This window comes from Amycolatopsis sp. cg13, from assembly GCF_041346965.1.
GTDB lineage: Bacteria > Actinomycetota > Actinomycetes > Mycobacteriales > Pseudonocardiaceae > Amycolatopsis.
On record NZ_CP166848.1, the window covers coordinates 2706546 to 2726612 of the forward strand.

The following is a 20067-nucleotide window of genomic DNA, read 5'->3' on the forward strand; positions in this document are numbered from 1 at the left end:
CTCCTTGTCAGCTCAGGGAATCAGCGGCCTGCTGAGTGCGGGCACGGTAATCGCGGCGGATGGCGAGCGCTTCGTCCAGATCGACCGCGACGAAACGGGTCTTGGTATTCGGTGCGGACTGCGCCACCAGGTCCAAGTCTCCACTGAGGACAGTGCCCACCATCATGTAACCGCCGCCGGACACCGCGTCCCGGTGCAGGATGATCGGCTCGACGCCGCCGGGAACCTGGATCGAACCGATCGGATAAGGCGCGTCCACGATGTTCGACGGGTCTTGTCCGGCACCGAACGGCGGCGTCCGCGGCTTGGTTTCCAATTGTGCGCCCTGGTAACGGAATCCGACGCGGTCGGCGACCGGGGTAAGCGTCCAGTTGGTGTCCAGGAAGGTTGCGCGGCCAGCGTCGGTGAGCACGTGGTCGTAAAGACCCATCACCACGCGGACTTCGATTTCCTTCGACAACGCCGGACGCAAGGATTCCGGCAGGGAACGCCCTGGAACACCAGCGCCGGTGCCGACCGGGACGACGTCTCCGGCGACCAACGGGGCACCGCTGATCCCGCCGAGTTTGCCCAGCCCGTAAGTGGATCGACTGCCCAGCACCAAGGGAACGTCGATGCCGCCGCTTACCGCGATGTAGGCGCGGGCACCGCGTTTGCAGAATCCGAAGGTAAGGACATCACCGGCCTGCACCGCGAACGCTTCCCACAACGGCCGTTCCTCGCCGTTGAGTTTCGGCGGAAGTTCGGCGCCGGTGATCGCGATGACCGTGTCCTCGGTGAAGTGCAGCTCCGGTCCCATGTAGACACACTCGAGTGCGGCCTCGCCGGGATCGTTTCCTACCAGGCGATTCGCGACCGAGTACGAGAACTGGTCGAGCGCGCCCGAGGGCGGGATGCCGACGTCGTAATAGCCGTTGCGGCCGGCGTCCTGGATCGTCGTGGCCAGTCCGGGCTGGCGGACCTCAATCGGCACGGAGCACCTCCATCAGTCCCGCGGTGAAGCCGTCCGGGTCGTCGAGGTACTCGCGCAGCCCGAAGTCGACCGGGCGCGAACGGATCCGGAACGTCCCGGCCTCGACCTCCTTGACGTAGTCGTCGTACTGGTCACGGTCGATCGGCTTGAACCGCACGATGTCGCCGGGCCGGAAGAACACCATGAAATCGCCGAAGTCCGGGAGTTCCTGCGCCGGATCGTAAATCGGCGCGGGTGTGATCCCGAACATCTGATATCCGCCTGCTCCGCGAACCGAGTAGATGCAACTAAAGCAGCCGCCGTAGCCGACTGTCTGCTTAGGAGTGTCCGTACGCGGTCGCAGGTATTTCGGCACGACGATCTGCCGTTCGCGAGGCACCATCTGGTACATGAACGGCAGACCTGCGACGAAGCCGACCATCGAAACAAACCACGGCGCGCCGCTGTGTGCCGCGATGAATTCCTCGGCACCGGCATAACCGTTGATCCGCGCGGCGTACTCGATGTCCGTCGCGTCCGGGTCCTGGTGCCGGTCTCGGAACCGCATCAGCGTTTCGGTGGTCCACGGATCCTGATACAGCACCGGAATCTCGACCACGCGGGTAGCGAGACTGAAGTCCGCGGCGTCGCCGACCTTCTCCTCGATATCGCGCAAATGCGCCATCAGGGTGCGCGGTTCGATGACATCCGGGTTGTACCGAACCTGGTAGGACGCGTTCGCCGGGCAGATCTCCACGACGCCGTCCGGCCGGTTCTCGCGCAGCGACGTGGTGATCGCCATCGCGCGGAAGTTCGCCTGCAGGCTCATTTCCTCGGCCAGCTCGACGAAAATGTGCTCGTCCCCGCCCCAGCTGTACCGGGCGGGCGTCGCGCCGCTCATGCGCTCGCCTCCGCTCGCCGGACGAGCCACTCTTCGAGCGTCCCGGTGGTGAACGCGCCGTCGGCGAACCATTGCTGCCCGAGGAGTTCGATGAGCAGCGTCGTGGTGGTGGGAACGCCTTCGACGACCAATTCGGACAGTGCCCGGTTCGCCCGGCGCAACGCGGTCGGCCGGTCGTCGCCCCACACGACCACCTTGGCCACCAGGGAGTCGTAGAACGGCGGAACCTGACTGCCCGGCGCGAGCCAGGTGTCGGTGCGGACCCAAGGCCCGCCCGGAAGCCGCACGTCGCCGATCTTTCCGGGTCCAGGAAGGAAATTCCGGTCCGGATCCTCGGCGCACACCCGGAATTCAATGGCGTGCCCGCGCTTGGTCACATCGGATTGCTTGAACCGCAACGGTTCCCCGGCCGCGATCCGCAATTGCTCGGCGACCAGGTCGATCCCAGTGATCAGTTCGGTGACCGGGTGCTCGACCTGGATCCGGGTGTTCATCTCGATGAAGAAGAACTCGCCGGTGTCATCGTCCACCAGGAACTCACACGTGCCCGCGCTGCGGTAGCCGACCTCCTTGCACAACCGCACCGCCGCGGACGTCATCTCGGCCCGGATCCGCTCGTCGATGCCCGGCGACGGAGCTTCCTCGACCACCTTCTGCCGCCGCCGCTGCAGCGAACACTCGCGCTCGAACACGTGCACCGTCTCCGAACCGTCGCCGAGCACCTGGACCTCGACGTGCCGCGCGGCCCGCACGAACCGCTCCAGGTACATCTGCCCGTCACCGAACGCGCTCGCCGCCTCGCCGGAAGCCTGCGGGAACGCGACCTTCAGCTCAGCCTCGTCCGCGACCACCCGGATCCCGCGCCCGCCGCCGCCCGCCGCGGCCTTGAGCATGATCGGATACCCGATCTCGCCCGCCGCCGCGACCGCTTCGGCTACATCGGACACTCCACCGGGCGTCCCGGGCACCGTCGGCACGCCGGCCGCCTGGGCGACCTGCCGCGCGCGGACCTTGTCCCCCATCTGCTCGATGACCGAGGCCTCCGGGCCGACGAAGGTCAGCCCCGCGTCCGCGACCGCCGCGGCGAACGACGCGCGCTCGGACAGGAATCCGTAACCCGGATGCACCGCGTCCGCGCCGGTTTCCTTTGCCGCGGCGAGGATCGCGTCCGCCACCAGATAGCTCTTCGTCGCCGGGGCCGGGCCGATCGGGACGACCTGGTCGGCGAGCAGCGCGTGCGTGGCGCTCCGGTCCGCCTCGCTGACGACCGCGACCGTCTCGATGCCGAGGTCGTTGGCCGCGCGAATGATCCGGACCGCGATCTCGCCGCGATTGGCGATCAGCAACCGTTTCATGCGTCCACCTCGAGCACCACGAGCGGCTGGCCCGCGTCGACGACCGCCTCGGCGTCGGCGGCGAACTCCACGACGGTCCCGGCCGCGCCGGCGGGCACCGGGTAGAAGGACTTCATCACCTCGACCAGCCCGACCGTGTCGTCCGCGGCAACCTGCTGGCCGGGCTTCACGAAATCCGGGCTGTCCGGATCGGGCTTGCGGTAAAAGACCCCGGGAATGGGCGAAACCACTTCGAGACGGGACATCAGCGTCACCTCGCGCTCGGTTCGGTAGGGACAGTCAGTTGAAATCAGGTCAGGTACGGCGTCAAGGCGTCGTGCACGCTTTTCGCCAGATCCACCGCGCCAGGAGTGTCGGAGTGCACGCAGATGCAGTCCGCGCGCATCGGGATGTCCTGACCGTCCACAGAGGTCGCGAGCCCCTCGGTCACCGCGCGCACGGACCGTTCGGCGGCGATCGCCGGATCGTAGGCGACGTGCTCGCGGGTGATGATGAGCGAACCGTCGGCGCGGTAGTCGAGGTCGGTGTAGTACTCGGCGATGAAGCCCTGGCTGCGCTTGCCCCACACCTTCTCGTGCGTGGTGTTGGCCATGCCCATCAACGGCACGTCGAACACGTCGGCGGCCTCGGCGATCGCCCGCGCGACCGTCTCGTCCCGCGAAGCCAGACCGTACAGTGCGCCGTGCGGCTTGATGTGGTTGAGCGGCATGCCGTGTTCGGCCAGGAAACCGGTCAGCGCGCCGACCTGGTACACCACCGCGGCGGTGAGTTCCTCGGGCTCCATCTTCAGCTCCCGCCTGCCGAACCCGTCGCGGTCCGGGAACGACGGGTGGGCGCCCACCTTCACCGAATGCTCGTGCGCCAGCGCGACGGTCCGCCGCATGACGACCGGGTCGGCGGCGTGGAAACCGCAGGCGACGTTCGCGACCGTGATGTAGGGCATGATGCCCTCGTCGTCGCCGCAGCGGTAGATGCTGTAGGCCTCGCCCATGTCGCAGTTGATGGCAACCATGAGTGCTTTTCCTTGTCTTTCAGGAGGTCTTCCGGGAGATCCGTCAGGAATGCGCGATCTTCGGGGTGTCCCCGTCGGGGTCGATGTAGACGTCGTCGCCCTCGAGCCGCACCGGGTACCGGGCCAGCTGCGCGTGGCCCGGGTTGATGCCCTGGCAGGTGGTGAGGTCGAACGTCCACAGGTGGCTTTTGCACATGAGGGTCTTCTTGTCCAGTTCGCCCTCGACCAGTTCGACCTGCTGGTGCGGGCAGATCGCCTGGGTCGCGACGACGTCGCCGCCGTCGAGGTGGGCGATCAGCACTTCCTTGTCCCCCACCTCGAACGACTCCATGTCGCCTTCCCAGACGTCGTCGAGGCTGCACACCCGCACGTAACCCATGCGGAAGCTCCTTTCTCAGCTGAACCGGTCGAAATGGAGCCGGTCGGCGGCGAGCCCGCCGTCCAGCACCAGCGCGCGGGCGAGCGCGTCGGTCATCGCGGGCGGCCCGGCGGCGTAGTAGGTGAAGTCAGTCAGCGTCTCGCCCAGCTTCGCGACCACGGCCTCGTGCACGAATCCTTGGTGCGATTCGGAATCCGCTGAGTCCGGTTCGGACACTGCAGTGTGGACATGGAGCGCGCGCAGCCGGCGTTGCGCCATCGCCATCGCTTCCGGAATGTGCAAATCGCGCGGAGCACGGCCGCCGCAGAACAAATGTACGGTGCGCTCGCCCGCGTCGGCCTGAGCGGCCGCGCCGAGCACGACGCTCGCCATCGCGCCGAGCCCGGAACCGCCTGCGACACAAACGATGTCTCGGTCGTCGCCGGCGCGGTAATACGCCTGCCCGTACGGGCCGTCCAGCTCGATCGTCTCGCCGAGGTCGAGGCCGTCGAACAGGATCGACGTCGCTTTCCCGCCCGGCGACCGCTTGACGACGAACTTCCATTCCCGCTGGCAGTTGCCGAGATTGCTCATGGAGTACGCGCGTTCGATGCCGCTGGGGAACCCGAGCATCGCGTACTGCCCGGCGCTGAACGCGGCGTGCTTTTCCGCGGTGAACACGAATTCGGCCATGTCGTGGGTGAGCCGGTGCACCTCGCGCAGCTGGGCACGCTGCCGGATCGGCCGGTGCGGCGCGGGTTCCGGCACCGAAGCGAGGTCGACCACGCAGTCGCTGGCCGGTTCGCTCTGGCACGCCAGCCGGCGGCCTTTGCGCCGGTCGCGGGCGCTGAGTCCGGGTGCGTCCGCCCAGCGCGTGCGGACCTCGCCTTCCAGCAGCTCGTACCGGCAGCTTCCGCAGGCTCCGCTGTTGCACTCGTAGCTGAGGCCGACCCCCGCGCGGAGGGCGGCACGCAGCAGCGTGTCGCCCTCCGCGCAAGGAAAGCGAACGCCGGTCCCCCGCAGGAGGACTTGGTGTTCGGTCGTCATGGCCGGTTCAGCCTCCGATGCCGAGCTGCCGCTGGAACGCCCGGACCGCGCCGATCGCGTTCTCCGCCGCTTCGGCGTTTTCCGCCACCTCCGTGCCGTACGCCTCGATTGCGGCGACCGCGAGCGGCTGCCACTTCGCGACCCACTCGCGCAGCTGCGTGACGTTCGAATCCACTTCGGACATCTGGGTGACCAGCGCTTCGGTCCAGCGCCGTGAACGCTCACTGTCCCGCAGTGCCGATTCGGCCAGCAGCGCGTGCAGCACGTCGCCGTGCCGCCGGGCACTGACGCCGAGCTGACGCAGCACGATCTCGTCGTACGCGGGCTTGGCCACCACGTTGAGCGCAACGAATGCCTCGGCCCAGTCGAACGTGGTCAGCTGCCGTTCCATCAGCTCGCGGAACCCTTGCCAGGCAGGCAGTTCTTCCCACAGCTCACGTTCGCGCTCGCCGAACCCGGCGGTCGGATGCGCCTGGCGCAGCTCCGCGGTGCGGTAGGCCACATTGGACAGCCACCGCAGCGAATCCGCGGCCTGGAACGCCGCACAGTTGGCGATCGTGCTGGCCGGGGCCATGTGCACGAGGTACGCGCTGGCCATCTGAATGGTGTGCAGCAGGTACCGGCTCGGCGTGTACAGCTGCGCCAGCATCGCGACCCACTCCGGCGAGAGGCCGCGGTCGTGGCCTTCGGCGTCGTGCTGGTCGAGCAAACCATCCACATAGGACTCTTGGCCGTCCTGGAGGATGTTGTACGTGCGGTACACCAGTTCGTCCGGGTCGCGGAAGGCGTTCCAGTCCGGGTGCGTGATCGGGCTCTGGTTGCGGTAGCGGCGGTAGAAGTCCGCCATGAACCCGGTGTGCCCGACGTCCCACGGCTGCTCGGGGTCGCGAGTGTGCCACAGCAGGTTGGTGGAGACGATCTCGTACTCGCTCGGCTTGCGCCGGCGGGCGGCGAGGTGCCCCCAGGTCTTGAGCGGCTTGAGCGGGGTGCTCACGAGCTGGCCTCCTTGCGGGCGGAAGTGCCCAGGTAGAAGCGGAAGACGTCGCCGCCGGTCTCGATCCGCCCGACGAACGAGGGCATGATCAGCTCCAGCTCGGACATCTTGAACGGGCGGCCGAGCTCCTCGGCGATGGTCTCGCGGCGCAGGACGCATTCGCCGCCCTCGACCTCGACCCGCACGTAGGAACCGCGGTCGCGGATGTCGACCCGGCAGCCCGGGTTGTCGGTCACAGCGGCGTCGGCGACGGCGCGCGCCACCTCGCCGACCTGCAGGACCGGGCCGACCGGGTCGGCGATGGGTTCAGCGGTGCTCATCCGGTCCTCCTCACTCGAAATAGACTTCGACGCATTCGGTCGGCCCGAGACCGGCCGCCGCGACGGTGCTGGCCCGCTCGAACGGCTGCGCGTCGCCCTGGCGGCGCACGCGGAGCGTTCGGCCGGGCTGGTCGGGCACGTGGATGCCGACCGAGTTCTCGGCCGCCGCGGCGGCGAGTTCGTCCATCGTGTGCTCGCTGTCCGCGGGGAGCAGTTTGAGCACGAAGTCGCCGTCGAAGTGCACGGCGAGCGGAATGGTGGCCATCAGCGTTCCTTTCAGCCGGCCTTGACGAGCTGCTTGCGGTAGGTGTCGACCCAGGCGAAGCCGTGCGCGTCGTCGCCGCCGGGACCGACCGAGCCGAGGCCCATGTACTCCAGGACGCCGCCGAGGTCCGCTGGCTGGATCTCGCCGCCGAGGAACCGGTCGACCAGGTTCTTGTGGTGCCGGTAGCGCTCCGGGTCGTCCTCGAAGATCCACTTGTCCACTTCGGACGCGAAGTGGTAGCGCCGTCCTTCGTGGACCAGCGAAATGTCGCGCAGCGTCTGGGAAGGCGTGCCGACGATCGGCAGCTGGGAGACGTTGCAGATGATCGGCAGCGTGCCCGGCACCGTCTTTTCCGGACGGTCGTTGGCGAAGTTGTCGATCAGGACGTCCCACACCTTGCCGAAGGTGCCGTTCCAGCCGGGGTACTTCTCCTCCAGCCAGTCGCGCTCCTCCGGGCTGACGCCCGCCGCCGGGTCCCACCACAGCGTCGGCCGCCACGAGTAGGTGCCGAGGTGCTGGCCGTGGTGGTGCTCGGAGATGTCGCGCAGGAAAATGTCCCAATACCACGGCTTGGAGAGGCCGAGGTCCTCCAGCGAGCGCATGAACTGAGTGACGATCCACTCCTCCATGAATTCCTTGAAGGACGCTTCACGGACGTCCAGCGGGACGTAGTAGTCCATCGGAATTCCGGACAGAATGGTGAACAGCCGGTACGAGCGCCAGAACGCGATGTCGATCTTCTTCTGCGCCACGTCCTTCTGGCCGTTCTCGATCAGCATTTGCAGCAGCGGCGTGCCGAGCTGCGCGTGCCGGGCCTCGTCGGACTGGATGCTCTGGATCAGCTTGGAGAACGTGAAGTCGCCTGCCTTCGCGGCGTCGCCGGAAAGGCCGATGAACTGCAGGTTCGTGAAGCCGGTCTCGAAGGAGAAGTTCGCGAAAATCGAGGTCGACACGGCGTCGCGGGTCATCATCACGTCGTCGAAGAAGTGCCGCGCGCCGAGCGTGACCCAATTGTCGGTGAACATCGCCGCGTGCGACCACTCGAACTGGCGGTCCTTGTTCACGTACTCGTGCGGGAAGTACAACTGGATCTGGCCGTGCCGGATCTCGTCCAGCATCCCGAAGGTAGCCATGTTCCGCATGCCGGGAGCCTTCGACCAGCGCACGAAGCGAGACTCCTGGAACGACGCGCCGTACTCGACGAGCGCGACCGCCGCGTAGTGCTCCTTGAGAATGGAAATCCAGCCCGGATCGGCTTTATTGTAGAGATCCGCGCGCTCCAACGCGGCCTTGACCGAATACGCCCCGGCGTCCTTCTGCCGCTGAATGTCGACGTATTCGCGATAACTCACCTTGTACGGTTCGTCATAAGTAGCCCAGACCTCGTCAGGCAACCCCTCGCCGCCGGACAACTCCGGCGGGAACAACTCCGCTTCGGTGACGTAACGCGGAGTCCATCGAGTATCGCGGGCGATGTCGTACCACTGTGCTCGGTCCAGCAGAGCCATTGCCGGTGCTCCTTGTTGGTTTTTAGCTGCCGTGCTCGGAACCCAGCGGCCCTTCGCCGCCGGGGTAGACGAAGGACATGGCCGGGGAGTAGAACCCGAACGTCACCTGCAAGGGTTGGGCAGGCCGCAACCGGTAGGCCGGGTGCTCTTTGTCGAGGAACTCGAAGGATTCGACCGCGAATTCCTCGGCGATGTCAGCGACGTAGGCATACCGCCCGCTGACGAATTCACCACCGCGACTCGTGATGTACCGCAACTGCCCGGTAACCCGCTGCGGCGTGCCGATCGAGAGACGCGCGGTAGTCCGGATAATCGGCCGCCCCTCGACGGAAGTAGTGGCGACCAGCCGATCCCCGTCGAGATCGAGCGTCGTCTCCCCTGGTGCACCGGCCGGAACGCCGTGCTCCCGCGCGTAACGAATCATCGGCTCGGAACTGTTGTGGTAATCGGTCCACCACCGCCCCGGGACTCCCGCTTCGGTGTCCAATCCGGACAGATTCACCCCGAGATACGTCAGCGAGTAAGCACCGAACGCGTCGTCCCCGTCGCTGGCCGACGTCTGAGCGTCCCCTTCGACCACGTACTGATTGATGTAGCACGACCGATCGGCGGCCGGCGTGAGCCCAGCCGGAACCAGCTGCGCGACGCCCTCGGGATCCTCCGGCGCCCAAACGAGGTAGAGAGTCCGAGACCCCGTCACCAGCTGCGGCGGATGCAGCGACGTGCCCATAGGGGCACCTCCAGTTCACCGTTGAACTTCCTCCGCTCCGGCCCTTTGAAGCGGTGCCCCAAAGACTGCGCGACGCACCCTCAGGCGGGTAGTGCGCAAGTTGGACAACGACCTCCCCAGGGATGCCAAACCGGAGCACCCACGGACATCACCGCAGGTCAGCAGCCCGCGCAACGATCACCGGCACCGTCTTCTGAATCCGTCAAGCCCCCGCAACGCCGTGAGGGGAACCCTGAGGGAATCTGATTCCCTCAGGGTTCCCCTCACGACCAGCGCAAGTCCGCCCAACAGGCACTAGCGCACCCAACTCGCGATGCAACCACCCCACCCAGCCGCACCAGTGCACCCGCTATCGAGGCACCCAGCCCCTCCCCCGCACCCCGATACGAAGCCTCCCTGCGGTTCGGGGGTGCTTGTCAAGGCATCTTTCCCGCCTTGACAAGCACCCCCGAACCGTCAGCACAATCACGCTTCGGGGTGCCCCACGCAACCAACGGGCGCAATGTCGCCGCCAGGCGACGAGCCGAACCCGAGAACTCACAACTGATCATCCAACTGCAAAGCGATCCACAACTCCGCCCGAACAGCCGGATCATCCACCTCTCTCCCCAGCGCCTCGGCGACCTTCCCCATCCGATACCGCAACGTATGCCGATGAATCCCCAGCGCCGTAGCCGAAGCATCCGACTGCCCGTTATGCGCCAAGAACGTCCGCAACGTATGCCGCAAATCGATCTTCGCCGCCCCAGTCTTATCCGTAACCGGCTCCAACAACGCCCGAGCCCACCCCCGCACCTCGTCATTGTCGAGAAACCGCATCAACCCGCTAGTAGCCACATCCCCAGCACAAGTAAGCACCCCAGCATCCCCAGGCGAACTGGTAAAAACCGACCGCACCTGCTCCCAAGCCTCAGCAAGCCGCTCAGGAGGAGTCGGATCACTAACGGCCCCCCGAGCCAACGGAATCCGCCGCAACAACGCTTCCAACGTCCGCGTATCCCCCTCGGCGGGCGGCATCAACACCACCACCCGCCCCCGCTCCCACTCGGCAACCAACGCCCGCAAACTCCGCAACCCGTGATCCCCCTCGGCATGCTCGAGCAACTCCCGCTCATGCCCAGAAGGAACCCCCAAAATCGCGACCCGAAGATCCCCCTCCGGAAAGTCGGTGTCCAACGCCTCCCCAATAGCCGTAGCCAGCCCCGCATCCCCCGCGACGGCAGCCTTGAACACCGCCAGCCGATGCTGCCGCTCGCTGTCCAGCACCCCTCGCGCACTATGCAACTCAGCGCACAACAACGACACCGCAGTAGTAACAATCGCCTGCTCAGCAGTAGTAAGCGGCGTAGACCGCCCCACCACCAAAAACCCCTGCACCCGCCCCCGCACCGCGAGCGGCAACACCACCACGGACTCCCCAGCGATAGTCATGCTGAGACTCGCCGAATTAGCCCGATCCCGCAGCCGAGGCAACTCGATCCGCACCCGCGCGACATGCATCCGCGCCGCAGGCACCCCCGCCCGAAACCCGCCAGCAGCGTCGAGCAGCAACGTCCACCCCCGCACCGCCTTAGCCAGCCGCTCCGCGATCGCCCGAGCCGAGTACGGCGACAGCGACGCCCGAGTCAAATCCCGCTGCGCCGAAACCGCGTAATTCAACTCCCGCTGCCGCTCGTCAGACAGATGCCCGGCAACAAGCCGACTCAACGCAGCAAACCGAGTCGTCGCAGGCACCGCCAGCACCGGCAACCCAACTTCGCTGGCCGCCTCGACCAGCGCCCCAGGCACCTCCTGATAGAACGAACTGGCCCCAAACCCCAGCGCCACCGCACCACCCGCCACGAGCCGGTCCACATACTCCCGGCTGCCCGCCTCCCCCAGCGCAAGCCGGGATCCAGTGGTCAGCACGAGCTCGCCGCCCTCGAGATACGGCGACGGATCCGGCAGCTCGCTGATCAACGCCCACGTAACCGCCCGGTCGAGCGCGCCAGGCGCACCCTCGGCGGCGAGTTCGAGACCGTGTTCGCCGCGTTCGAGCAGCATCTGGACGGTAAGCGGCATGGTGTCTCCCGGGGACGGATCGGGCGGCCGGAAGTGTAACCGGCGGCCTGCCCGGCTGCCGGGCGATCGCCACCCGGACGAACCAACGTTCTGGACAAAACCCGGTGCTGGTGGGTAGAAACCGTCCCGATCGGACTTCCCCGCCCGCGGACGTCCGGCGGCACAACGGAAAGAGATCTCGATGCCCCCACCCGCCCCGGCCCGGCCGGACGTCACGTACCGGACCGCGGGCGATCGCGCGCTGCTCGTCGAGTACGGACCGCCACTGCCGGTCGACCTCGGGCTCAACTTCTTCGCGCACGCGTCCGCCCGACACCTCGAGGAAAACCCGGTGCGCGGCATCCTGGAAGTCGCGCCGGGACTGCGTTCGCTCCTCGTGCACTACGACCCGGAAACAATCCAGCACGACGCCGTGATCGCCGCCATGGACCGGCTGCACCAAGAAATCCCCGAACCCGGCTCGCTCGTCCTGCCGAGCCGCCGGGTGAAACTCCCGATCGCGTTCGACGATTCGACGTCGCGAGAGGCCGTGGAGCGCTACCAGATCACCACGCGCCCGGACGCGCCGAACGTCCTCGACGGCAACAACGTCGACTATCTCGTGCGCTCCAATGGCCTGCCGAATCGCGAGGCGCTGTATTCGCGGGTCCTGGAATCCGAGTGGTGGAACGCGTTCACCGGCTTCTACCCCGGCCTGCCTTCGCTGCTCCCCCTCGACCCTCGGTCCGAACTGGTCGCCCCGAAATACAACCCCGCGCGCTCCTGGACCCCTGAAGGCGCCGTCGCGTTCGGCGGGCCATGCCTGGTCGTCCACCCGATCGAATCGCCGGGCTCGTACCAGCTTTTCGGCCGGACGCTGCCGATCTGCGACCTCGTGCGCCGCCCGCGCGCGCACCGGGCGGACCCGATCCTGATCCACCCCGGCGACCGGATTTCCTTCTACCGCGTCGAAGAGGCGGAACTGATCGAATTGCGCAGGCAGGTTTTCGAAGGCCGCTACGACTACGACATCGAACCCGGTCGGTACGCGGTCGCCGACCACCTCGCCGTCCAAGCCGATCCGGCCATCGCCGCCGAAGCAGCCAAACGACGGGCGGACCGCGTCGCCGCGCAGGAACTGGTGAAAATCCCGTGACTCAGACCGCGGCGTTGGAAGTGCTGGAACCCGGCCTGCAAACCACCGTGCAGGATTACCCGGGCCGGCGCGGCAGGCAGTCATTGGGTTTCTTCCCTTCCGGCCCCGTCGATTCGCTCGCCTTCCGCCTGGCGAATCTTCTCGTGGGCAACCGTCCCGGCGCGGCCGCCCTGGAAATCCCGCTCGGCCGATTCCAAGCAGGCGTCCTCGCTCCCGGCCGAATCGCCGTCACCGGACCGGAAACCTCCGTCACCTTGAACGGATCTCCCGTCCCGCAATGGGAATCAGTCCCGGTGGAAACCGGCGACGTCCTCGCCTGCGAGGTGCTGCGCGGCCCCGGACACCGGCTGTACCTGGCGCTGTCCGGCGGCATCGCCGTGCCCGAGGTCTTCGGCTCCCGCTCCACCTTCCTCCTGGCGGGCATCGGCGGCCTCGACGGCCGAGCCCTCGAACGCGCGGACATCCTCGACACTTTCCCGTCGACTCCTTCCCGCCCGCGCCGCCTCCCGGTGTCCCTGCGTCCGACCTACCCGACGGCGTGGGAAATCGAAATCCTCCGCGGCCCGCACGCCGACCCGGATTTCCTGACCACCGAAGACTTCGCCGACTTCCTGGCCGCGTCGTGGCGCTGCGACCTGAGCTCGGACCGGGTGGGCATCCGGTTCAACCCGCACCGCTTCCGCTGGGCCCGCCCGTCCGGCGATGTCGCGGGCGGGCACCCGTCGAACCTCCTGGACTCCAGCTACCCGCCCGGCGGCATCCTGGCCTACGGCGACGTGCTCACCGTGCTGGGGCCGGACAGCAATACCTCCGGCGGGTTCGCGGTGATCGCCACTGTCGCGTCGGCCTCGCTGTGGAAGGTCGGCCAGCTCCGGCCTGGCCGGGATACGGTGACGTTCCGGGAAATCGATCTCGACCAGGCCGCGGCGCTCACTGCGCATGTGAATCAATTGCTGGACGTCAAGGCGCTGTCTTGAGTTTTGCTTCGTGGTGAATGGGGTCGCTTTCGCTCAAGGCGGCCATGCTTCGGCGTTGTCAGTCGCGTTGACGTCCGCAGACGTTGATCGTGTGCGGCACGCTCACCAACTTCTGCTGCGAATCCAACCCGCGGTACAGCTTCGCTCTAGTGGTTCCCTCCGCGATCGCACCGGAGCGATCGTGTGCTCGGTGTACAGCACCGGCACGTCGGTATCCCGGCACGCCTAAGGTCTTCCTCGCCACGACCGTAACCGGCCAAATACTCATTCAACGGGTGCACGAACTTCCTCCTTCGCTTCCCCGGCCACCGCACCAAGATCCACCGACTTCGTCTCCTTGGCCAGCAACGAAGCCACGAGCGAAATCAACCCCATCACCGCCAGATAGACCCCGATCGCATACCCGGTGCCGAACTTCGCGTACAACCCGATCGCGATGATCGGCGCGAGCGACCCGGCCAGCACCGAGGCCAGGTTGTAAGCCAGCGAAACCCCGGAGTACCGCACCTCAGTCGGGAACAGTTCCGCGAAGAACGCCCCGATCACCGAGCTGTACGCGGCGAAGATCAGCAACCCGCCGGCCACCGCGACCGTGATCAAGCCCGGACTCCGCGTGTCGACCAGCGCGAAGAACACGAACGCCCACACGATCGTCGCCACGGAAGCCACGACGTAGATCGGCCGTCGTCCGATCCGGTCGGCCAGCAGGGCGAACAGCGGGATCGTCACCACCGCGCACGCCTGCCCGACCAGCACCGCCGTCAGCCCGACCGAACTGTCCATTTTGAGCACAGTCGTGACGTAAGTGATGACAAACAACGAGAACAGATAGAACCCGGCATTCTCTCCGAAACGCGTTGCCGCGGCGAGAAGCACACTACGCCAATGCTTGCGGACCACCACCCCCGCAGGCAGCCCCTCAGGCTTCGGCGCATCCTTGAACAACGGCGTTTCCGCGACATAAAGCCGCAGCCACAACCCGATCAGGACCAGCACCGCGGACAACCCGAACGCGATCCGCCAGCCCCACGACAGGAACTCGGCCGAGGGCATTACCGCGCCGAGTACCGCCAGCACACCGGCAGCGAGCAGATTTCCCAGCGGCGGCCCGACATTCGGCCACGAAGACCAGAACGCCCGACGCGCGCTGCCGCCATGCTCGGACACCAGCAGCACCGCTCCTCCCCACTCGCCACCGAGCGCAAACCCTTGCACCAGACGGCAGACAACGAGCAGCAGCGGCGCAAGCACGCCGACCGCCTCGTAAGTGGGCAGCAAAGCGATCAAAAACGTCGAAGCACCCATCAGCAGCAGACTGGCGATGAGCGTCGACCGCCGTCCTTTGCGGTCGCCGAGGTGGCCGAGCACCACCGCGCCCAGCGGACGGGCGAGGAAGCCGACCGCGTAAGTGGCGAAGGCGAGAACTGTGCCGACCAACGGGTCGTGCGAAGGGAAATACAGTTTGTTGAAGACCAAAGTGGACGCGGTGCCGTACAGAAAGAAGTCGTACCATTCGACGGCGGTGCCGGCGAGACTCGACGCCGCCACCACCCCCAGCCGCGTGTGCGGGCGTTTTCTGTTACGTTCGCGAGAGGTATCGGCCATTTCGGCTCCTGTGGTCGGAGGGTCCGTGACGCGGATGAAGTGCTGATGCCGGAAGCCTCGGTGGCTGTTGGCGCAGCCACCGAGGCGTATTCCCCCCTTGGGAACTGCCTCAGAAAAACCAGTGCACGGGCTCGTTGGCCCGGTCGGTGAGGTCCGCGAACCGTCCACCGTGGAACGCCAGCGGTTCGCCGTCGCGCTCGCACACGCTGCGCACGTGCCCGAACACGACCACGTGGTCGCCGGCGACCAGATGCCGCTCGACGTCGCATTCGAGGTGCGCGAAGGCGTCCGGGATCACCGGCACGCGATGGCGGCCCTCGGTCACCTCCAGCCCGGCGAAGTGGTCCTCGCCGCGGCGGGCGAAGCGCAGCGCGAGCTGTTCTTGGCGGGCGGACAGGATGTTGACCGCGAACCGGCCCGCCTCGACGACCGCGTCGGTGCTGCGCGCGCCGGTCGTCAGGCACACCAGCAACAGCGGCGGGTCGAGCGACACCGACGTCAGCGAGTTGACGGTCATCCCGTGCGGCACCCCCGCCGCCCGGGTGGTGACCACCGCGACGCCGGTGGCGAACCGCCCCATCGTGCGGCGCATCGTCATCGGGTCGACCTCGGCCGAGGAAGTCGACGAAGTGGTGAGCATGGGGGTCTCCTTGCGAAGGGGGCTCGTGAGTGCCTATGCCGGTTAGAACCGGGATAGGCACTCACGAGCGGGTTCAGGCGGGGTAGCGGACCTCGAACGTGACGACCCCCTCGTCGGTCCGCCACGGGCCGTGCGGCATGCCCGGCGGACGGCAGGCGTACATCCCCGCGGTGAACGTCCGGCCGAGCGTGAGGTCGGTGAACGAGCCTTCGAGAATGTAGACCTCCTCCCAGAAATCGTGTTTCTGCACGCCCATCGGCGTCGAATCGGCACCCGGCTCGTAACGCAGGATCCGCGTCGCCACACCGGTTTCCGGGTCCTTGGCGAGGATTCGCTCGGTGATCTTCGGGTCGTCGCCGGGGCAGACCGTGAAAGCGACGTCGGTCACCGGGAAGAATTCGTGTTCCGGTTTGTTCATCGGGTGATCGCTCCGTCGAGGTCGTAGCTGGAGAGGAAGGCGTCGATGTCGCTGAGCGCGCCGTCGAAGCCGTAGTTGCGGAAGGCGTAGCCCTTCACCACGAACGGCGCGCCGGCGTAGAACATCTCGTACTGGTGGTGGCGTCCAGCGAATTCGCTGCCGACGACGTCCCAGGCGAGCTTGAACAGCTTCACCCTCTCCTCCGCGGGCGCGGACGGGCTGTAAATGTATTTGTCGATATCGGCGCGGGTCTCCGGGTTCGTCAGGTCCGCGACGCTGGAGGGCACCTGCAGCACCCCGCCGCCGACCAGGTCGCGCAGGATCGCGAGCAGCCGCGGGTACAGCTCGGCCTGCAGCCCCATCGCGCCGTACACCGCGCGGGAGCCGGGCCGCCACATGCCGTTGCTGTCCGGTTCCGCGGTGTATTCCGCGGCCAGCACCGCGGATTCCACAATGGACGCCAGACTCGCCAGCTCGCCGAGTTTTTCGACCACGCCGGGGAACTTGTCGACTCCGTTGACCGCCGCGACCTTGCGCGCGAGCCCGGCGATGAACTGCGTCTTCACCATGAACCGGATCTGCGCCTGCCAGTTGCCGAACACGTGCGCGCCGGTGTCGAAGAATTGCCGCCGCAAACCCGCGACATCCCGGTAGACGAACACGCGGTCCCACGGAATGAAGACGTCGTCGAAGACCACCAGCGCATCGGTTTCGTCGTAGCGCGAGGTGAGCGGGTAGTCGTATTCACTCGTGGCGGCCGGGGCGTACGGACGACGGCAGTAGAGCTTAAGTCCTTCTGCGTCAACAGGAACCGCGAAACCGAGCGCGAAGTCGGCGTCCTCCGGGCCGAGCGGCTTGATGCAGGACACGAAGATCTCGTCGGCCACCGCGCCGCCGGTCGCGAGCATCTGCGCGCCGCGGATCACGATGCCGTCCTCGCGCTCCTCCGCGACACCCGCCTGGATCAGGTCGCCTTCCCAGGCGTGCGCAGTGGTCGCCCGCGAAACCTGCGGCGGAATGATCGCGTAGGAGACGTACAGATTCTCCTCCAGCACGCGCTTGTGGTAGGCCGCGATGTTGGCGGAAAAGTCCCGCTCCCCTTGCGAAAACGCCTCCGGGTGCGCGGAGAACGCCGCGACGAACGCGCCGACGTGGTCCGGGCTGCGGCCGACCCAGCCGTGCGTGTGCCGCGCCCAGGTGGTCGCCGCTTCGCGGTAGGCCTTCAGGTCTTCGCGGCTGCGCGGCGGCGTGAAGAGACGGTTCACGGTGGACCCGGTCGCCTCGTCGGCGACCGAGATGCCGGACTCCGGGTCGGCCGCGAGGTCGAACAGTTCCGCGATGGTCTTCGCGATCGGCGCGAACGCCGGATGGTGGGCGACGTCCTCGACCGGCGCGCCGTCGAGGTAGATCCGCCGGGGGCCTTTCAATGCGGCCAGATAGTCGGCTCCGCTGCGCATCACTCGCTCCTCTGTTTCGTTTCGTACGCGTGGGTCAGGGTCGGGCCGCCGGGCAGTTCCAGGTGGATGCGCCAGTACGCGCCGTAGGTGAACTCGCCGCCGAGCAGCGGCAAAGTGCCGCAGTACAGCGCGAAGTCGCCGTCGACCGGGCCGAGCCGGTCGAGCAGATCCGCCGGATGCCGCAGCGCGGCCAGTTCCCCCTTCTGATACGGGCAACCGTCCACACTGGAGTCCGCGACCACGTGGTCCCAGCCCGGAATGGACACTTCGGACCCGAGCTCGGCGACCACTTCGCCGAGCGGCTTCGGACAGGCCGCTTTGGACAGTGCGACCCCGTCCCGCTCCAGATCACGATCAGTGTGATCGGACCCGACCCCGAGGAAGTACCTTCCCCGATGCCGGATCAGCACCGGCTCGACCTCGCCGGACGTTCCCGGCGCGCTCACACCGACCACCGGCTCGGTCGTCAGCAATTCCGGATCCAGGTGATAGAACGCGGGCACCGATTCCGGCCGCGGGACGCCGATCGCCGCCAGTTCGGCGATGTGCTCCTCGACCGCGGCCTCGTCGCTCCCGGTGTACCCGGCCACCACCAGCCGCGCCGGAGTGAACGCCAGTTCCTCCCCGGTTCCCGCGACGTGCAGGGCAATCGTGTTCATACTCCCGCTCCCGTGAAGTCTGGTGTGGACACCGGCCACCGCCGATCGGCCAGCACCGGGAACTCCGCCCGCACCGTGTCCACAATGGATTGATCGATTTCGCAGCGCAGCACTTCCTCGCCGCCGCCCGCCTCCGCCAGCACGGTGCCCCACGGATCGACGATCCGGCTGGTACCGGCCAGCTCGACGCCGCCGTGCTGCGTGCCGGCGGCGTTCACCGCGATCACCACGACCTGCTCTTCCACGGCACGGCACGAGGTGAACATCCGCCAGTGCTCGCGCCGCGCCGCCGGCCACGCGGCCGGAACCACGACCGTCTTCGCGCCGCGGTCCACGAGGCCGCGCCACAGCTCGGGAAACCGCAGGTCGTAACAGGTCGTCGCGCCGATCGGCCCGAGTTCCGTTTCCGCGACGCTGAGCGTGTCCCCCGGCGTGAGCAGTTCCGCCTCGCGCGAGGCGTATCCGAAGACGTGCACCTTGCGATAGGTATGCGCGATCGTGCCGTCCGGCGCGAGCAACACCGCGGTATTGAACAGCCGCCCGGCCGCGTCCCGCTCCACGAGGCTGCCGAGATGCACATACGCACCCAGGCTGCGCGCCCACTCACGTCCCGCCGCCACCGTCGGCCCGTCAAGGGTTTCCGCCTCGTCCGGGTACGCGTCGAACGAGAAATACCCGGCAGCCCACAACTCCGGCAGCACGACCAGCTCGGCCCCGCGCGCCGACTCCACGAGCTGCCCGGCCCGCACCCGGCGGTCCGCGGCCGTCTCGTCCGGCGGGCTGGCCAGCTGCACCAGCGCGACCTTCACAGCCGCTCCCCGACCCGCAACGCCGTCATCGTGCTGGAGAGATGCTTCGCCAGCGCTTCTCCAGCCGCCGCCGGCTCGCCGCCGCGCAGCGCTTCGACGATCTCCGCGTGCTCAGCCAGCACTGTTTCGGCCCGGGTTTCGCTGCCCGCGACCGCGCGCAACCCCATCCGGACCTGCCGGTCCCGCAACGATTCGTAGAACTCGGCCAGCACCGGATTCCCCGCCCGCCGCACGATCGCCCGGTGGAACGCACGGTCGAACTCGATGAACCGCACCGGTTCGTCGACCACTTCGCGCTGCTTGGCGAGAATGTCGTCCAGCTCAGCGAGGAAAGCGTCGTCGACGCGCTCGGCGAGCTTGCGGACGCACGAATCCTCGACCAGCTCGCGCGCCTCCATCACCGCCCGCACCTCCGCGTCGGAGATCGGCGGCACGAACGCGCCCTTCTTCGGCACGATCTCGAGGAACCCCTCGGCTTCGAGCCGCAGCAGAGCCTCCCGCACCGGAGTACGGGACGTGCCCGCTGCCTCGGCGACCTCCGATTCGGTCAGGAAAGTGCCGCCGTCGCGCGGAAGCTCGGCGATGCGCTGCTTGAGGAACCGATAGGTGACGTCCTGCGCGGACCCGGCCCGCCCAGCCTGTCGTACACTGCTCATGGACAAGATGTATACATCACGCATGGCAGGTGGGCAAGAGGCGTTTGCCGAGGTTGAGCGGCTGTGGTGAGTGATGGAGGCGGCTGGTCAGCGGGGGTTCTCGGGCTGAGCGAGTGAGGCCGGGGACCGCCGGACAAGCCTCTCCCCTGTGGGCGGCTTGCCTGGAACTGCGTGCACCGGACACGTGGCCTAGGTGCACGGCACCGCC

At 67.3% G+C, this 20067-nt stretch carries 22 protein-coding genes; 2 read left to right on the forward strand and 20 right to left on the reverse strand.

Translation table 11 applies throughout. The features are described from left to right. Positions 1 to 7: 7 nt before the first annotated feature. From AB5I40_RS12140 to AB5I40_RS12200, 13 genes are all read right to left on the reverse strand, one after another. Positions 8 to 973, reverse strand: a complete 966-nt coding sequence (locus tag AB5I40_RS12140) for a biotin-dependent carboxyltransferase family protein (protein WP_370938596.1) — start codon at positions 971 to 973, stop codon at positions 8 to 10. Further along, positions 963 to 1853: an allophanate hydrolase subunit 1 gene (locus AB5I40_RS12145; protein WP_370938597.1), complete on the reverse strand. Its 891-nt coding sequence runs from the start codon at positions 1851 to 1853 to the stop codon at positions 963 to 965. Before AB5I40_RS12145 ends, AB5I40_RS12140 begins: the two co-directional genes overlap by 11 nt. Then, positions 1850 to 3208, reverse strand: a complete 1359-nt coding sequence (locus tag AB5I40_RS12150) for an acetyl-CoA carboxylase biotin carboxylase subunit (protein ID WP_370938598.1) — start codon at positions 3206 to 3208, stop codon at positions 1850 to 1852. The genes AB5I40_RS12145 and AB5I40_RS12150 overlap by 4 nt, the downstream gene beginning before the upstream one ends. Further along, positions 3205 to 3453, reverse strand: coding sequence for an acetyl-CoA carboxylase (locus tag AB5I40_RS12155; RefSeq protein WP_370938599.1), 249 nt, complete (start codon positions 3451 to 3453; stop codon positions 3205 to 3207). Before AB5I40_RS12155 ends, AB5I40_RS12150 begins: the two co-directional genes overlap by 4 nt. A gap of 44 nt (positions 3454 to 3497) precedes the next feature. Then, complete coding sequence (pxpA, locus tag AB5I40_RS12160; RefSeq protein WP_370938600.1) at positions 3498 to 4220, reverse strand: 5-oxoprolinase subunit PxpA; 723 nt, start codon at positions 4218 to 4220, stop codon at positions 3498 to 3500. 43 nt (positions 4221 to 4263) lie between these two features. Next, positions 4264 to 4599 (reverse strand): Rieske 2Fe-2S domain-containing protein, encoded by a 336-nt coding sequence (locus AB5I40_RS12165; protein WP_116202782.1) that lies wholly within the window; start codon positions 4597 to 4599, stop codon positions 4264 to 4266. Positions 4600 to 4614: 15 nt separating this feature from the next. Further along, a complete protein-coding gene (locus AB5I40_RS12170) occupies positions 4615 to 5625 on the reverse strand; it encodes a 2Fe-2S iron-sulfur cluster-binding protein (RefSeq protein WP_370938601.1) in 1011 nt (336 codons plus the stop codon). 7 nt (positions 5626 to 5632) lie between these two features. Beyond that, positions 5633 to 6619 (reverse strand): toluene monooxygenase, encoded by a 987-nt coding sequence (locus AB5I40_RS12175; RefSeq protein ID WP_370938602.1) that lies wholly within the window; start codon positions 6617 to 6619, stop codon positions 5633 to 5635. Then, positions 6616 to 6939 (reverse strand): MmoB/DmpM family protein, encoded by a 324-nt coding sequence (locus tag AB5I40_RS12180; protein WP_043840218.1) that lies wholly within the window; start codon positions 6937 to 6939, stop codon positions 6616 to 6618. The genes AB5I40_RS12175 and AB5I40_RS12180 overlap by 4 nt, the downstream gene beginning before the upstream one ends. Positions 6940 to 6949: 10 nt before the next feature. Next, complete coding sequence (locus tag AB5I40_RS12185) at positions 6950 to 7204, reverse strand: toluene-4-monooxygenase system B family protein (protein ID WP_344278492.1); 255 nt, start codon at positions 7202 to 7204, stop codon at positions 6950 to 6952. An 11-nt stretch (positions 7205 to 7215) separates the two neighbouring features. After that, entirely contained in the window at positions 7216 to 8712 is a 1497-nt protein-coding gene (locus AB5I40_RS12190) for a YHS domain-containing protein (protein ID WP_370938603.1), read from the reverse strand. A gap of 22 nt (positions 8713 to 8734) precedes the next feature. Then, positions 8735 to 9442, reverse strand: a complete 708-nt coding sequence (locus AB5I40_RS12195) for a hypothetical protein (protein ID WP_370938604.1) — start codon at positions 9440 to 9442, stop codon at positions 8735 to 8737. A gap of 537 nt (positions 9443 to 9979) precedes the next feature. Further along, positions 9980 to 11503: a PucR family transcriptional regulator gene (locus AB5I40_RS12200; protein WP_370938605.1), complete on the reverse strand. Its 1524-nt coding sequence runs from the start codon at positions 11501 to 11503 to the stop codon at positions 9980 to 9982. Between the two features lie 181 nt (positions 11504 to 11684). On the opposite strand from AB5I40_RS12200, the gene AB5I40_RS12205 reads away from it, so the two are divergent. Next, positions 11685 to 12638 (forward strand): allophanate hydrolase subunit 1, encoded by a 954-nt coding sequence (locus AB5I40_RS12205; protein WP_370938606.1) that lies wholly within the window; start codon positions 11685 to 11687, stop codon positions 12636 to 12638. Further along, a complete protein-coding gene (locus AB5I40_RS12210) occupies positions 12635 to 13615 on the forward strand; it encodes a biotin-dependent carboxyltransferase family protein (RefSeq protein WP_370938607.1) in 981 nt (326 codons plus the stop codon). Before AB5I40_RS12205 ends, AB5I40_RS12210 begins: the two co-directional genes overlap by 4 nt. A 264-nt stretch (positions 13616 to 13879) precedes the next feature. Here AB5I40_RS12210 and AB5I40_RS12215 read toward each other — a convergent pair whose 3' ends face one another. The 7 genes from AB5I40_RS12215 to AB5I40_RS12245 form a co-directional block, all read right to left on the reverse strand. Continuing rightward, entirely contained in the window at positions 13880 to 15220 is a 1341-nt protein-coding gene (locus tag AB5I40_RS12215; RefSeq protein ID WP_370938608.1) for an MFS transporter, read from the reverse strand. Positions 15221 to 15329: 109 nt separating this feature from the next. Further along, a complete protein-coding gene (locus AB5I40_RS12220) occupies positions 15330 to 15860 on the reverse strand; it encodes a flavin reductase family protein (protein ID WP_370938609.1) in 531 nt (176 codons plus the stop codon). A gap of 73 nt (positions 15861 to 15933) precedes the next feature. Further along, the gene (locus AB5I40_RS12225; RefSeq protein ID WP_037814846.1) at positions 15934 to 16278 is read right to left on the reverse strand and encodes a cupin domain-containing protein; all 345 of its coding nucleotides are present in this window, start codon (positions 16276 to 16278) and stop codon (positions 15934 to 15936) included. After that, the gene (locus AB5I40_RS12230) at positions 16275 to 17735 is read right to left on the reverse strand and encodes a 4-hydroxyphenylacetate 3-hydroxylase family protein (protein WP_370938610.1); all 1461 of its coding nucleotides are present in this window, start codon (positions 17733 to 17735) and stop codon (positions 16275 to 16277) included. Before AB5I40_RS12230 ends, AB5I40_RS12225 begins: the two co-directional genes overlap by 4 nt. After that, positions 17735 to 18394, reverse strand: a complete 660-nt coding sequence (locus tag AB5I40_RS12235) for a DUF2848 family protein (RefSeq protein WP_370938611.1) — start codon at positions 18392 to 18394, stop codon at positions 17735 to 17737. Before AB5I40_RS12235 ends, AB5I40_RS12230 begins: the two co-directional genes overlap by 1 nt. Next, on the reverse strand, positions 18391 to 19203 hold the full coding sequence (locus AB5I40_RS12240) for a carbon-nitrogen family hydrolase (RefSeq protein WP_370938612.1): 813 nt from the start codon (positions 19201 to 19203) through the stop codon (positions 18391 to 18393). The genes AB5I40_RS12235 and AB5I40_RS12240 overlap by 4 nt, the downstream gene beginning before the upstream one ends. Beyond that, positions 19200 to 19859, reverse strand: a complete 660-nt coding sequence (locus AB5I40_RS12245; protein WP_370938613.1) for a GntR family transcriptional regulator — start codon at positions 19857 to 19859, stop codon at positions 19200 to 19202. The genes AB5I40_RS12240 and AB5I40_RS12245 overlap by 4 nt, the downstream gene beginning before the upstream one ends. Positions 19860 to 20067 lie beyond the last annotated feature (208 nt).